Consider the following 15,105-nt stretch of genomic DNA (forward strand, 5'->3'; position numbering starts at 1 on the left):
TTGCTCCGTGCTGAATCAGTTGAAACCACTGGTGGAAATAAAATCGACGTCGGTTTTCGGTTCGGCTCGCATCAGTAGACCGATCACCTGTTCCAGCGTGCGTCCTTCGAACAGGATTGCGTGCAGCCCGGCGACCAGCGGCATGTACACGCCGACTTCCTGCGACTTGGCCTTGAGCACCTTCAAGGTGTTGACCCCTTCAGCGACTTCACCGAGACGTGACACCGCTTCGTCGAGACTCAAGCCCTGACCCAGCGCAAAACCGACTTGATAGTTGCGACTCTTCGGCGACGAACAGGTCACGATCAGATCGCCGACACCGGCCAGACCGAGGAAGGTCATGGGGTTAGCGCCCTGATTCACGGCAAAACGGGTCATTTCCGCCAGTGCCCGGGTGATCAGCATGCTCTTGGTGTTCTCGCCCATCTCCAGCGCCACCGCCATGCCGGCGATGATCGCGTAAACGTTTTTCAACGCACCGCCCAACTCGACACCGAAACGGTCAGCACTGGCGTAAACGCGGAAGGTACGACCATGCAACGCAGCCTGCACGGTTTTACACAGTTCTTCGTCTTCGCTGGCGACCACGGTGGCGGTCAGTGCGTGCTCGGCAATCTCGCGCGCCAGGTTCGGCCCGGACAACACGCCGATGCGCGCCTGCGGGGCGATTTCTTCGAGAATCTGGCTCATCAGTTTGAAGGTCTGCGCTTCGATGCCTTTGGTCAGGCTGACCAGCATCTTGCCGCTCAACCGCTCGGCGTGAGCGGCAAGCACCGTGCGCAACGCGCTGGACGGCAGCGCGACAAAGCACAGATCGCAGGCGTCGAGGGTTTCCTGCAGGTCGGTGACGGCAGTCACCCCCGGCAGAATCTTGATGCCTTTGAGGTAACGCGGGTTTTCGCGATTGACCCGGATGGCCTCGGCCTGCTCGGGGTCACGCATCCACTGCCGGACTTGATGGCCGTTCTCGGCCAAAAGATTGGCCACGGCGGTACCAAAACTTCCGCCTCCCAGGACCGCAATCGGGCGCTGTTCAGTCATATGCAATCCGTTAATCCATACCAGTGGCGATGCTGGCATTATACGGGGCGGCCAACGCGCGGCCAGCCCCAGCAACAATTACCGACACTTGTAGGAAGAAGACCAATAAAACCTAGGAAAATGCCTGCAACGTGACTGGAAATGTCGCTGCCCTCGGTTAACATGCGCGCCAATTCTTCGCTATCAAGGTTGTGTCGTGTCATTTGGCTCTGCGTCCCCGCGTTCGTCCGTCTTACTGGCGCTGCTGTTCAGCCCGCTAGTGCTGGCCGACGACCTGTTCATGGACAACGAAGCACTGCCACAGGTACTGACTGCCACGCGCCTGAAACAAACCCCGGCGGAAGTGCCAGGGAGCATGACCGTAATTGACAACGAACTGATCCACGCCAGCGGTGCCCGCGATATCAGCGAACTGCTGCGACTGGTACCGGGGATGATGGTCGGCAACATCAGCGGCAATCAGGCGGCGGTCAATTACCACGGCACCAACGCCAGCGAAGCGCGGCGCATGCAGGTGCTGATCGACGGTCGCTCGGTGTACCGCGCCGGTTTGTCCACGGTGGACTGGAGCGATATTCCGGTGGCCATGGAAGACATCGAGCGCATCGAAGTTTTTCGCGGCCCCAACACTGTCAGCTACGGCGCCAACGCGCTGATGGCGGTGGTCAATATCATCACGCGAAACCCGGCGGACAGCCACGGTACGCGGCTGAAGTACACCCGCGGTCAGCGCGGCATCAACGATTTCTACGCCAGCCAGGGCACCGGCTGGAATGGCGGCGATCTGCGCCTGTCGCTGTCCGGGCAAGAAGACGACGGCTTCGACAGCGATCGCAGCGGCGCCGATTACCGCGACAGCCGGCGCTTGAACCGTTTCAGTCTCGCGGTCAGCCACACCCTCAGCGATAACCAGAGCCTCGACTGGCAGGTCAACGCCAAGGACGGCAGCAACCAACGGCCGTACACCTATCGTCCGGTGTTCTCCGGGATTACCGCCGCCGGGAACAATTCCGACGTAGTCGCCAAAGATTACGCCGGCTCGGTGCGCTGGAACCTCGATCTCAACCCGGAGCACAGCCTTTATATACAAGGCTCGGCGCAACACTGGGATCGCCAGCAAACCTGGCGCGCCTGTGATGCCGAGGTGTCATTCAGCCCCGAACTGACGCAACTGTGGCAACTCAACCCGAATTACACCGAACGTCTGGCGCGCAACATCACCCGCTTCACCGGCCCCGGCGCGGCGCCCGGCACCCCGCAGGAAATGGCCCTGGCCAATCAGGTGCTCGAGCAATGGCGTAACGGCGCCAGCCGCACCCTGTGCGGCGACATCGACCAGAGCGCGCGGGAATCGCGTTACGACCTCGAATTGCAGGACACCCTCAGCCTGTCTGACAGCCTGCGTCTGGTCAGCGGTATGAACTATCGTTACGACCGCGCCGACTCCGAAACCTACTTCAACGGCACACTGGACGACACCACGTGGCGCGCGTTCGGCCAACTGGAATGGCGCGCCACGGAGCATTGGCTGTTGCAGGGCGGTGCGATGTTCGAAAACACGCAACTGATCGGCAGTTCGCTGACCCCGCGATTTGCCGTCAATTACCTGATCAACCCGCGCCACGGCCTGCGCGCGGTTTACTCGGAAGCGATCCGCTCGCCGGACATGTTCGAGAACAACGTCAACTGGAGCTATCAGGTCAGCAACCTGCGGCCTTCGGCTTACGGCCAGTCGTCGGCGCGGTACTTCGTCAAGACGCGCGGCCCGGGCGATCTCGATCAGGAGCACATGCGCTCGCGGGAGCTGGGCTACAACGGCTACTTCGCCGAGCTGGGCCTGGCCCTGGATGTGAAGCTGTTCTACGACGAGATCACCGGAATGATCAGTGAGCCGCTGCGTAACAACCAATACATCGCCAGCAACGCCAACAGCTCGCGGTTTCGTGGCACCGAAACCCAGCTCGACTGGCGCGTGAGTCTGGCCGACCGCTTGCGGTTCACCTACGCCTTCGTCGATGCCGAAGCGAGCAATCCGCTGGATCAACAATTCACCTCACGCAATAGCGGTTCGGCCGGTTGGCTGCGCGATTGGGGCCATGGCTGGAACAGCGCCCTCTTCTATTACGGCGACAACGCGCTCAATGGCTACCGTTTCGAGCGGGTCGACACGCGCATCGCCAAACGCATCCCGCTGGGCAAAGCCCAGCTGCAACTGGCCGGCGTACTGCAACAGCGCCTCGACCATGAGCCGACCACCTTCGTCGACAATAATTACGACGAGCGTCGGGTGATGTATTTCAGCGCTGAGCTGGAGTTCTAGGATGCGCTACGGGCCGTCACGGAAGCTGCCAACCCTTGGCCACTGGCTGGCCGGGGTTTGCCTGTTTCTGACCGCTTGGCTGCATGGCGTGGCGGTGCAGGCCGCCGATATTCTGTTGACCGGTGCCGAGGAAAGTCCCGGCGTGCAAGCATTCGTCCAGGCACTCAGCGAATTGCGTCCGACTGACAACGTGCATTTCCAGCCGTTGGCCAGTCTGCCGGCACCGGGAAAACTGCCTGCCAGTCTGCGCCTGATTCTGCTCGACCTGCCGAGCCTCGACTGGCGCCTGCAAGACCCCCAAGGCCCGGCAACGCTGGTGCTGCGCATCAGTCGTCTGCAAGCGCGCCAGCGCCTCGGCAGCGCGCAACCGGCGCACCTGAGTTTGCTCTGGAGTGATCCACCGCTGAGCCGCCAGTTGCAGTTGATCCGGCGCATCCTGCCCCAGGCCCGGCGGATCGGCGTGCTGTTCGATGAGCACAGCGAATTCCTCCTCAAGGAGCTGAATCTCGCCGCTGCGCCGCTGAATCTGCAAATCGTCAGCGAGCGCTGGGACAACACCCACGACAGCCGCCCTTTGCAAACCGTGCTGAAAAACAGCGACGTATTGCTGGGGCTCGACGATCCCGATCTGTACAACCCGAAAACCGCGAAAAACCTGCTGCTCAGCAGCTATTCACGGCAAGTCGCGCTGGTCGGTCCCAACGTGGCGTTCGTCCGCGCCGGCAGCCTGGCGAGTACCTACAGCGATCAGAACGACTGGCTGGCCGTGCTCGATCATTTGCTCGACCAATCGCCGGCCAGTTGGCCGCGAACGCTTTACCCCGCACGTTTTAAAGTCTCAAGTAATGCGCAGGTCGCTCGTTCCCTAGGGATCGAGCCGCTGAATGAAGCGTCTGTCGCCCAAGCGCTGGCTGAAGGAGAACGCCGTCCATGAGTTTTCGTCGCCGTTGGGACATCAACACCCGCACCCAGTTGATCAGTCTGGGCCCGGCGCTGTTGTTGACCTTGTTGCTGATCAGCTTCTTTACCTTTGTGCGCATTCAGGATTTGCGCCAGGAGCTGAACCACACCGGCCAACTGATCGCCAACCAACTGGCACCCGCCACTGAATACGGGGTGATTTCCGGCAATAACGAAGTGCTGGAAAGCCTGCTCAAAGCGACACTGGCCACGCCCAACGTGCGCTTTCTCGAAATACAGGACAGCGCCAACCGGATTCTGGTGTACGTCGAACAGCCCGCCGCCGCGCACAGCCGCCCGCATCAGGTTGAAGTGTTTCAGGCACCGGTGCGCCTGCAACGCATCGCCCTGCACAATGATTTCTTTCAGGACGGCAAGGTCAGCAACGGCGGGGCCAGCGAGGACTATCTGGGCCGAGTGATCGTTGGCTTGTCCAACGATGCCTTCAGCCAGCGCCAGCAGGAGATTCTGTTCAAGGCTGGGATTCTCGCGCTGTTCGCCCTGCTCTTCACTTTTGTATTGGCACGACGCCTGGCCGGCAGCCTGTCGCAGCCGATTCGCGACATCGGCGATGCGGTCAAGGCGATTCAGGACGGCGATTACAAAACGCCGCTACCGATTGTCGATGACACCGAACTGGGCGCGCTGTCGCAGCACATCAATAACCTCGCCCAAGCGCTGGAACAGGCCAGCCGTGAGCAGCACCAGGCCATGGCGCAACTGATTCAGACCCGCGAAGAGGCGGAAAAGGCCAACAACGCCAAGTCGGACTTTCTGGCGATGATGAGCCACGAACTGCGCACGCCCATGAACGGCGTGCTGGGCATGCTGCAACTGCTGGAAACCACTGAGATGACCGAGGAGCAGGTCGAATACGCCGCCCTCGCCTCGGAGTCCACCGAACACCTGCTGAAAGTCATCAACGATATTCTCGACTTCTCGCGCATCGAACGCTCGGAGCTGGAACTGGAGCACATCCCGTTCAACCTCGCCGAACTGATCGGCGCCTGCGCCCAGTCGTTCCAGCACAGCGCGGTGCAGCGAGGGCTGGCGCTGAATCTGCGGATCCCGGACGACATGCGCGGTTTGCAGGTGCAGGGCGATCCGACGCGGATCCGGCAGATTCTGGTCAACCTGGTTGGCAATGCGCTGAAATTCACCGAACAGGGCCGGGTCAGCATCGAGGCGCAGTGGCAATCGCTGGATCACGAATTACTGTGGTTCACCTGTTCGGTGCGTGACAGCGGCATCGGCATCTCTTCTGAAAGTCTGGAGTTGATGTTCAATGCCTTCCAGCAGGCCGACAGTTCGATTTCACGGCGCTATGGCGGCACCGGTCTCGGTCTGCCGATCGCACGTACATTGGCCGAACGCATGGGCGGCACCTTGCGCGCGCAGAGCGAGGAAGGTCGCGGTTCGGTATTCACTCTGGAAATTCCGCTGGCACTCTATAAGCAGGCGCTGCCGCCCCTGGCTGCGCCGCGTGCACTGAACGGCAAAGAGCATGGTGAAGGACGCAATGTCTTGCTGGTCGAAGACAATCCAGTGAACCAGACAGTTATTGAAGCGATGCTGCGCAGTCTGGGCTTTACTGTCAGTGTTGCTACCGATGGCGCACAAGCTGTGCGCAGCGCCGAGGGCAGCGACTTCGAAGTGATTCTGATGGATTGCCGTTTGCCGATCATCGATGGCTATGAGGCCACCCGACAGATCCGTTGCCTACCCGGACGCAGCGAAGTGCCGATCATCGCGCTGACCGCCAACGCCTTGCAGGGCGACCGGGAAACCTGCCTGTCGGCGGGCATGAACGATTATCTGGCGAAGCCGTTCAAACGTAATGATCTGCAGCAGATTCTGCAGCGCTGGGTGTCGTAGTGTGGGCCTTTCGACCATCTGCGACTGGCGTGAAAAGCGAAAGTGCGGCAGTCTTAGGCACCCGAACGAGCCTCAAAAGGGGCTTGAATAAAAATTTCAGTGCACAAGTGTACATTCATGTCCTTGGTGCTGTGACTTTCACCACAACGCAATAGTCTATGAGTAGGCTGCCGGTTCGAGGCATGAACGCTTCGAACGGTCGGGAAGATTTGCCCCACCTGCCGCATGGGATTATTGAGGAGCTCGCATGACCAAACAAAACGCCTTTACTCGGGAAGATCTGCTGCGCTGCAGTCGCGGTGAGCTGTTCGGCCCAGGTAACGCGCAACTGCCCGCCCCGAACATGCTGATGGTCGATCGCATCACCCTGATCAGCGAAGAAGGCGGCAAGTACGGCAAAGGTGAATTGGTCGCCGAGCTGGATATCAACCCTGACCTGTGGTTCTTCGCGTGCCACTTCGAAGGCGATCCGGTGATGCCGGGCTGCCTGGGTCTGGATGCCATGTGGCAACTGGTCGGTTTCTTCCTGGGCTGGCAAGGCCTGCCGGGCCGTGGCCGTGCGCTGGGTTCAGGCGAAGTGAAGTTCTTCGGTCAGGTGCTGCCGACCGCCAAGAAAGTCACCTACAACATTCATATCAAACGCGTCCTCAAGGGCAAGCTGAACCTGGCCATCGCCGATGGTTCGGTGACTGTCGACGGTCGCGAAATCTACACCGCCGAAGGCCTTCGCGTCGGCGTGTTCACCTCCACTGACAACTTCTAAGGGTTATTCGCATGCGCCGCGTCGTTATCACTGGTCTGGGCATCGTTTCGTGCCTGGGCAATGACAAAGAGACCGTCTCCGCTAACCTGCGTGCAAGCCGCCCTGGCATCCGGTTCAACCCGGAATATGCTGAAATGGGTCTGCGTAGCCAGGTTTCCGGCTCCATCGACCTCAACCTTGAAGAACTGATCGATCGCAAGATCTATCGCTTCGTCGGCCACGCAGCCGCGTACGCCTACCTGGCCATGAAAGACGCCATCACTGACTCCGGCCTGACCGAAGAGCAAGTGTCCAACCCGCGTACCGGCCTGATCGCTGGTTCCGGTGGTGCTTCCACGCTGAACCAGATGGAAGCGCTGGACATCCTGCGCGAGAAAGGCGTCAAGCGCGTTGGCCCGTACCGTGTAACGCGGACCATGAGCAGCACCGTTTCCGCTTGTCTGGCCACGCCATTCAAGATCAAAGGCCTGAACTACTCCATCGCATCTGCCTGCGCCACCAGTGCTCACTGCATCGGTACCGCCATGGAACAGATCCAGATGGGCAAGCAGGACATCGTCTTCGCCGGTGGCGGTGAAGAAGAGCACTGGAGCCAGTCGTTCCTGTTCGACGCAATGGGCGCTCTGTCCAGCAAGCGTAACGACACCCCGGAACAAGCTTCCCGTGCCTACGACGCTGACCGTGACGGTTTCGTCATTGCCGGCGGTGGCGGTATGGTCGTGGTTGAAGAACTGGAACACGCTCTGGCCCGTGGCGCGAAGATCTACGCCGAAATCGTTGGCTACGGCGCAACGTCCGACGGCTACGACATGGTTGCCCCGAGTGGCGAAGGCGCGATCCGTTGCATGCAGATGGCGATGTCCACCGTTGATACGCCGATCGACTACCTGAACACCCACGGCACTTCGACTCCGGTCGGCGATGTTGCGGAAATGAAAGGTGTGCGTGAAGTGTTCGGCGACAAGGCTCCAGCGATCAGCTCGACCAAGAGCCTGTCCGGTCACTCCCTGGGCGCCGCCGGCGTTCACGAAGCGATCTACTGCATGCTGATGATGGAAGGCAACTTCATTGCCGGTTCCGCCAACATCGACGAACTGGACCCTGAAGTGGCCGATCTGCCGGTGCTGACCAAGACCCGCGAAAACGCCACCATCAATACCGTGATGAGCAACAGCTTCGGCTTCGGCGGCACCAACGCCACGCTGGTACTGAAGCGCTGGGAAGGCAAGTAATTCCCCGCTGAGCCACACATGAAAACGCCCCGACTGGTTCGGGGCGTTTTTTTGCCCGAAGAAAATAGCAGGTACACCGCAAAACCCTGTGGGAGCGAGCCTGCTCGCGAATGCGATATTCCAGTCATCCTATCGTCGTCTGACCCACTGAATTCGCGAGCAGGCTCGCTCCCACAATGGGTTTCGGCGCTTCTGAAAATGAAACTTCTGTCATGAAACCTACCGCCCTGCGACCGAATGTCGCGGATTACGCGGGCTGCAGCACTGTTGCAAAAAACGCAATAACACCTTGCGCAAATCAAGCGTTTACTTAGCAAGCTAACAAATCATATAAAAGAGTCCTGCACACGCCTTGCTGCAGATAACTTGAGATTTGGAGCTAGCAGATGACTGTAAAAGTAACTGAACGCGACGATTCACACATGTCCCACGAAGGTGTAGCCGCCGGTATCCGCATCTGGGATGTGCATCAACAAGACTTGCTGGTCGGCATGTTCCACAACGAGATCGATGCCCACAACTACAAGGCCGAACTCGAAGTGCAAGAGCAACAACGCGAAGCCCGTTCCTCCTGATTCAACCACAGCATTGAAAACGACAAACCCCGCCATGAGCGGGGTTTGTCGTTGTTACAGCTTTATCGATTTACCACATCAGATCATCAGGGATCTGATAAGCCGCGTACGGATCGTCCTCGGTGCTGACCTCTTCGGTCTGCACGTTGAGCTGGACGATGCGCTGTGGATCGCGCTCCTGGATCTTCAGGGCCGCTTCACGCGGGATCACTTCGTAGCCGCCGGCATGGTGCACGATCGCCAGCGAACCGCTGCTGAGCTTATTGCGCATCAGCGTGTTGACCGAGATGCGCTTGACCTTCTTGTCGTCGACGAAGTTGTAGTAATCCTCGGTGGTCAGCTTCGGCAGACGCGAGACTTCGATCAGTTGCTTGACCTGTGCTGCACGCGCCTTGGCTTCGGCTTTCTCTTTCTGCTGGCGGTTCAGCTCCTGGTCACGCTTGACCTTCTCGGCCATGGCTTCCTGGGCGGCACGCTGCTGCGAGTCATCCAGTTCGATCTGACCTTTGTGCGCCAGACGTTGCTGCTTTTGCTTGTCCTTGCTGACTTGCTTGGCCTGCTTTTGGTTGACCAGGCCTGCTTTGAGCAACTGGTCGCGAAGGGAAATACTCATGGTGCTTACTCACTTGGGCAGTGGCTCAGCCGCAGCCGGGCAAATTCTTTTCCTGACGTTTGGCTTCACCCCACAGGGCGTCCAACTCTTCGAGGGTGCAATCTTCTATGGGACGGTGGGTGTCGCGCAATGCCTGTTCGATAAATCGGAAACGTCTTTCGAACTTGCCGTTGGCGCCACGCAGCGCAGTTTCCGGGTCGACCTTCAGATGCCGGGCCAGGTTGACCACGGAAAACAGCAGATCGCCGATCTCGTCAGCTACGGCGACGGGATCGTTTTCGGACATGGCTTCGAGGACTTCATCGAGTTCTTCACGCACCTTGTCGAGCACCGGCAAGGCGTCTGGCCAGTCGAAACCGACCTGGCCTGCGCGCTTCTGCAACTTGGCCGAACGCGACAATGCCGGCAACGTTGCCGGCACGTCATCGAGCAGTGACAGTTGCTCGGGCGCGGCAGATTTCTCCGCGCGCTCTTCAGCCTTGATCTCTTCCCAGCGCTGCTTGACCTGTTCTTCGCTCAAGCGCGGCACATCCAGCGGTGCGTAGAGATCACCGGTGGGGAACACGTGGGGATGACGACGGATCAGCTTACGGGTAATGCTGTCGATCACCCCGGCGAATTCGAAGCGCCCTTCTTCCCTGGCCAACTGGCTGTAATACACCACTTGGAACAGCAGATCGCCGAGCTCGCCCTGCAAGTGATCGAAGTCGCCGCGCTCGATGGCGTCGGCCACTTCGTAGGCTTCTTCGAGGGTGTGCGGAACGATGGTCGCGTAGGTTTGCTTGATGTCCCACGGGCAACCGTATTGCGGATCGCGCAGACGGTTCATCAGGTGGAGCAGGTCTTCAAGGCTGTACATACAAAATCTCACTCAACCCTTTCTGCGATCTTGATCGTTCCCACGCTCTGCGTGGGAATGCAGCCCGTGACGCTCCGCGTCACTGGACGCAGAGCGTCCCTAGAGGCATTCCCACGCGGAGCGTGGGAACGATCAATCGAAGTCATCTTCAAGGGGTACGGTTACGCCGCGTTTCGATGATGTTCGGCAACTGCGAAATCCGCCCGAGCAACCGCCCCAGCGCATCCAGCCCCGGGATCTCGATCGTCAGGGACATCAGCGCGGTGTTGTCTTCCTTGTTCGAGCGGGTGTTGACCGCCAGCACGTTGATGCGTTCGTTGAGCAATACCTGCGAGACGTCACGCAGCAGACCGGAACGGTCGTAGGCGCGGATAACGATGTCCACCGGATAGGTGAGCACCGGCACCGGGCCCCAACTGACCTGGATGATCCGCTCCGGTTCGCGCCCACCCAGTTGCAGCACCGAGGCGCAGTCCTGACGGTGAATGCTCACGCCACGGCCCTGAGTGATATAGCCGACGATCGCATCGCCCGGCAGCGGCTGGCAGCAACCGGCCATCTGCGTCATCAGGTTGCCGACGCCCTGAATCTGAATGTCGCCGCGCTTGCCCGGTTTGTAACCGGTGGCTTTGCGTGGAATCAGTTCCAGCTGCTCGTTGCCGCGCTCCGGTTCGACCAGTTGCTGCGCGAGGTTGACCAGTTGCGCCAGACGCAGGTCGCCGGCACCGAGGGCGGCAAACATGTCTTCGGCGGTTTTCATGTTGGCCTTGTCGGCCAGCTTGTCGAAGTCCACCGCAGGCAGACCGAGGCGCGTCAGTTCGCGCTCGATCAGGGTTTTACCGGCGGCAACGTTCTGATCGCGCGCCTGCAATTTGAACCAGTGAACGATCTTCGCCCGCGCCCGCGAGGTGGTGACGTAACCGAGGTTCGAGTTCAGCCAGTCGCGGCTCGGCGTGCCGTGCTTGCTGGTGATGATCTCGACCTGCTCACCAGTCTGCAGGCTGTAGTTGAGCGGTACGATGCGGCCGTTGATCTTCGCGCCACGGCAGTTGTGGCCGATCTCAGTGTGCACGCGATAAGCGAAGTCCAGCGGTGTCGCGCCTTTCGGCAAGTCGATGGCGTGGCCATCGGGGGTGAAGATGTAGACCCGATCCGGCTCGATATCGACGCGCAGCTGTTCGGCCAGACCACCGATATCGCCCAGCTCTTCGTGCCACTCGAGGACCTGACGCAGCCAGGAAATTTTCTCTTCGTAGTGGTTCGAGCCGGATTTGACGTCGGTGCCCTTGTAGCGCCAGTGCGCGCAGACACCGAGCTCAGCCTCTTCATGCATCGAGTGCGTACGGATCTGCACCTCGAGCACTTTACCCTCAGGGCCGATCACCGCCGTGTGCAGCGAGCGGTAGCCGTTCTCTTTCGGGTTGGCGATATAGTCGTCGAACTCTTTCGGGATGTGCCGCCACAAGGTGTGGACGATGCCGAGCGCGGTGTAGCAGTCACGCATTTCCGGGACCAGCACGCGCACCGCACGCACGTCGTAGATCTGGCTGAATTCCAGACCCTTGCGCTGCATTTTGCGCCAGATGGAATAGATGTGTTTGGCCCGGCCGCTGATGTCGGCATCGACGCCGGTGGCCTGCAATTCATCCTTGAGCTGGGTCATCACATCGGCGATGAAACGCTCACGGTCCAGCCGTCGCTCGTGGAGCAACTTGGCAATCTGCTTGTATTGATCCGGCTCGAGATAACGGAAGGACAAGTCCTCCAGTTCCCATTTGATATGACCGATGCCGAGGCGGTGCGCGAGCGGCGCATAAATGTCGAAGACTTCGCGGGCGACGCGGTTACGCTTTTCGTCGTCGGCGGTTTTCACCGCACGAATCGCGCAGGTGCGTTCGGCGAGTTTGATCAGGGCAACGCGAACGTCATCGACCATCGCCACCAGCATCTTGCGCAGGTTTTCCACCTGCCCTTGCGTGCCCATGACCATCGACTGACGCGGGCTGAGGCTGGCACTGATGGCGGCCATGCGCTGCACGCCGTCGATCAGCTTGGCCACCACCGGGCCGAAGCGCTGGCCGACGGCCGCGAGTTCGATCTGGCCTTCGCGCACACCGCGATACAAAACCGCTGCGACCAGCGAATCCTGATCGAGCTTGAGGTCGGCGAGAATCTCGGCGATTTCCAGGCCAGTACTGAAGCTGCCGGAGCCTTCGGCCCACAGATTCTTCCTGGCATTGGACTGTTGTTCGGCCTCGCGAGCGAACTCGCAGGCTTCTTTCAAGGCTTCGCGATCCAGTGCCAGATCGACACTGACCGCGTGATCGAGCCAAGCCTCGAGATTGATACTGCCGTCAGTGTTGATCGGCTGGTGTGCTCTCACCTGTACCATCTTGCTTTACCTTCCCTACGACGCAGATTCAATGCGTCAAATCGCTGACCCTTGTTGCCCGTTTGCGCTCGCGGGGCTAAAGCGAGCGCTGCACGGACAGATCAGGCGGATTCAGACGAGCCATCCTGGCTCGCTTCAAATAACGCCATGGCCTCGACATGTGCCGTCTGAGGAAACATATCGAGAATCCCGGCACGTTTTAACCGGTAGCCCTGCTTGATCAATTCGACCGTATCGCGCGCCAGAGTTGCAGGGTTGCACGACACATACACCAACCGTTTGGCACCCAGGGTCGCCAGCTTGCGAACCACCTCGAAAGCACCGTCACGCGGTGGGTCCAAGAGTACCGCAGAAAAGCCGTTTCCGATCCACTGGGCATCGGTCAAAGGCTGGGATAAATCGGCTTGAAAAAACTTTGTGTTATGCAAATTGTTACTAGCCGCATTGGCTTCGGCGCGATCGACCATGGTCTGCACGCCTTCGACCGCAACGACTTCGCGAACGGTTTTGGCCAGCGGCAAGGCAAAGTTGCCCAGGCCGCAGAACAGATCCAGCACGCGCTCGTCGCTACCGGGTTGCAGCCAGTCCAGCGCTTGCGCAACCATGGCTTCGTTGACGCCGGCGTTGACCTGGATGAAGTCACCCGGGCGGTACGCCAGATCCAGATCCCACTGTTCCAGGCGATAGCCCAGCGCCTGGGTCGCATCGACCGGTTGCGGCTCGCCTTCGCCATGCAGCCACAATTGCGCTTCATGGAACTGGCAGAAGTCCTTGAGAATGGTCAGATCCGCTTCCGACAACGGCGCCATGTGCCGCAGCAGCACCGCCAGTGACGAGCCACTGAACAACTCGACATGGCCCAATGCTTGCGGTTTGCTCAAACGACGGAGCATCTCCGGCAAACGGGTCATGATCGGTTGCAAGGGCTGTACCAGCACCGGGCATTCGTTGATCGCGACGATGTCCTGGCTGCCGGCGGCACGGAAACCGACTTCGAGTTTCTTCGCCTTCATGTCCCAGCGCACCGCGATGCGGGCACGACGGCGATAGCCAAATTCGGGACCGGTCAGCGGCGCTGCCCACGCGTCAGGTTCGACACCGGCGACACGCGACAATTGCTCGGCGAGCATGCGCTGTTTCAGGGCAAGCTGTTCGCTGTGGGGCAAGTGCTGGACGCTGCAACCGCCGCAACGACCGGCGTGCTGACACGGTGCCGGGCGACGCAGTTCGCTGGCCTTGAACACGCGCTCGGTGCGCGCCTCGACCACTTTGCCGTGGGCGCCGAGCACCCGCGCTTCGACCTCTTCGCCGGCGAGGGCGCCGAGGACGAACCAGGTTTTGCCTTCGAAAAACGCGATACCGCGACCGTCATTGGCCAGGCGCTCGATGGTCAAGCGCTGCTTTTTGCCGGTCGGAATTTGCGCGGCCTTGCTCCCACCTGTGGGCTGGAAGCGCAGGCCTCTCTCGTGCTTGGCCATCAGTTGGGCGCGTCGAAAATGCCGGTCGACAGGTAACGGTCGCCACGGTCGCAGATGATCGCGACGATCACCGCGTTTTCAACTTCTTTGGACAGGCGCAGCATCGCTGCCACCGCACCGCCAGAGGACACGCCGCAGAAGATACCTTCTTCGCGGGCCAGACGACGGGTGACGTCTTCGGCCTCGCTTTGCGCCATGTCGACGATACGGTCAACGCGGTCGGCCTGGTAAATCTTCGGCAGGTATTCCTGCGGCCAGCGGCGGATGCCGGGAATGGCCGAGCCTTCCATCGGTTGCAGACCGACGATCTGCACGCTGTCGCTCTGCTCTTTCAAGTAGCGCGACACGCCCATGATGGTGCCGGTGGTGCCCATCGAACTGACGAAATGGGTAATGGTGCCCTGGGTCTGACGCCAGATTTCCGGACCTGTGGTGGTGTAGTGCGCCTCAGGATTGTCGCCGTTGGCGAACTGATCGAGCACCTTGCCACGGCCTTCGGCTTCCATCCGCTGGGCGAGGTCGCGGGCGCCTTCCATGCCTTCTTCCTGGCTGACCAGAATCAGCTCGGCACCGTACGCGGTCATCGCCGCTTTACGCTCGGCGCTGGAGTTGTCCGGCATGATCAGGATCATCTTGTAACCCTTGATCGCAGCGGCCATGGCCAGCGCGATCCCGGTGTTACCCGAGGTCGCTTCGATCAGCGTATCGCCGGCGTGGATCTGCCCGCGCAACTCGGCGCGAGTGATCATCGACAACGCCGGACGGTCCTTGACCGAACCTGCCGGGTTATTCCCTTCGAGCTTGAGCAATAGGGTGTTGCTGGTAGCACCGGGCAGGCGCTGCAAACGCACCAGCGGCGTGTTGCCGACGCAATCGGCGATGGTTGGGTACTGCAAGGTCATGGCGTATTCGCAATCCAGACGTGCGGGGGCGCCTATCATACCGGCAAACCCGCGCAGGCCATATCACGCAAAGTGCGGTGCTTATGGTTTATGGG

The 15,105-nt window shown here is 60.2% G+C and carries 12 protein-coding genes; 6 read left to right on the plus strand and 6 right to left on the minus strand.

The window, feature by feature from the left end:
* Positions 1–15: 15 nt before the first annotated feature.
* Positions 16–1,041 carry an NAD(P)H-dependent glycerol-3-phosphate dehydrogenase gene (locus AC0ZWN_RS03840; protein ID WP_476334100.1) on the minus strand — a complete coding sequence of 342 codons (1,026 nt, stop codon included), beginning with the start codon at positions 1,039–1,041 and terminating at the stop codon, positions 16–18.
* Positions 1,042–1,237: 196 nt separating this feature from the next.
* Between AC0ZWN_RS03840 and AC0ZWN_RS03845 the strand changes: the two genes are divergently transcribed.
* The 6 genes from AC0ZWN_RS03845 to AC0ZWN_RS03870 all read left to right on the plus strand — a co-directional run bounded on the left by AC0ZWN_RS03845 (position 1,238) and on the right by AC0ZWN_RS03870 (position 8,766).
* A complete protein-coding gene (locus AC0ZWN_RS03845) occupies positions 1,238–3,361 on the plus strand; it encodes a TonB-dependent receptor plug domain-containing protein (RefSeq protein WP_476334101.1) in 2,124 nt (707 codons plus the stop codon).
* 1 nt (position 3,362) lies between these two features.
* Complete coding sequence (locus AC0ZWN_RS03850) at positions 3,363–4,295, plus strand: ABC transporter substrate-binding protein (protein ID WP_476334102.1); 933 nt, start codon at positions 3,363–3,365, stop codon at positions 4,293–4,295.
* Positions 4,292–6,196, plus strand: coding sequence for an ATP-binding protein (locus tag AC0ZWN_RS03855; protein ID WP_093442229.1), 1,905 nt, complete (start codon positions 4,292–4,294; stop codon positions 6,194–6,196). The genes AC0ZWN_RS03850 and AC0ZWN_RS03855 overlap by 4 nt, the downstream gene beginning before the upstream one ends.
* Before the next feature lie 247 nt (positions 6,197–6,443).
* Complete coding sequence (gene fabA / locus AC0ZWN_RS03860) at positions 6,444–6,959, plus strand: 3-hydroxyacyl-[acyl-carrier-protein] dehydratase FabA (protein WP_003227150.1); 516 nt, start codon at positions 6,444–6,446, stop codon at positions 6,957–6,959.
* 11 nt (positions 6,960–6,970) lie between these two features.
* A complete protein-coding gene (gene fabB / locus AC0ZWN_RS03865) occupies positions 6,971–8,191 on the plus strand; it encodes a beta-ketoacyl-ACP synthase I (RefSeq protein WP_007968959.1) in 1,221 nt (406 codons plus the stop codon).
* A 386-nt stretch (positions 8,192–8,577) separates the two neighbouring features.
* Positions 8,578–8,766 (plus strand): hypothetical protein, encoded by a 189-nt coding sequence (locus AC0ZWN_RS03870; RefSeq protein WP_034155814.1) that lies wholly within the window; start codon positions 8,578–8,580, stop codon positions 8,764–8,766.
* Between the two features lie 70 nt (positions 8,767–8,836).
* Here the strand turns inward: AC0ZWN_RS03870 and AC0ZWN_RS03875 are convergent, their stop codons facing one another.
* The 5 genes from AC0ZWN_RS03875 to cysM all read right to left on the minus strand — a co-directional run bounded on the left by AC0ZWN_RS03875 (position 8,837) and on the right by cysM (position 15,010).
* On the minus strand, positions 8,837–9,379 hold the full coding sequence (locus tag AC0ZWN_RS03875; RefSeq protein WP_016987455.1) for a DUF2058 domain-containing protein: 543 nt from the start codon (positions 9,377–9,379) through the stop codon (positions 8,837–8,839).
* A 25-nt stretch (positions 9,380–9,404) separates the two neighbouring features.
* Complete coding sequence (gene mazG / locus AC0ZWN_RS03880; protein WP_095125219.1) at positions 9,405–10,238, minus strand: nucleoside triphosphate pyrophosphohydrolase; 834 nt, start codon at positions 10,236–10,238, stop codon at positions 9,405–9,407.
* A 148-nt stretch (positions 10,239–10,386) separates the two neighbouring features.
* A complete protein-coding gene (gene relA / locus AC0ZWN_RS03885) occupies positions 10,387–12,630 on the minus strand; it encodes a GTP diphosphokinase (protein WP_077574114.1) in 2,244 nt (747 codons plus the stop codon).
* A 101-nt stretch (positions 12,631–12,731) separates the two neighbouring features.
* The gene (gene rlmD, locus AC0ZWN_RS03890) at positions 12,732–14,108 is read right to left on the minus strand and encodes a 23S rRNA (uracil(1939)-C(5))-methyltransferase RlmD (protein WP_476334104.1); all 1,377 of its coding nucleotides are present in this window, start codon (positions 14,106–14,108) and stop codon (positions 12,732–12,734) included.
* Positions 14,108–15,010, minus strand: a complete 903-nt coding sequence (gene cysM / locus AC0ZWN_RS03895) for a cysteine synthase CysM (protein ID WP_026000780.1) — start codon at positions 15,008–15,010, stop codon at positions 14,108–14,110. Before cysM ends, rlmD begins: the two co-directional genes overlap by 1 nt.
* Between the last annotated feature and the right edge of the window lie 95 nt (positions 15,011–15,105).

Source organism: Pseudomonas sp. 3B-A001-10F (assembly GCF_056313565.1).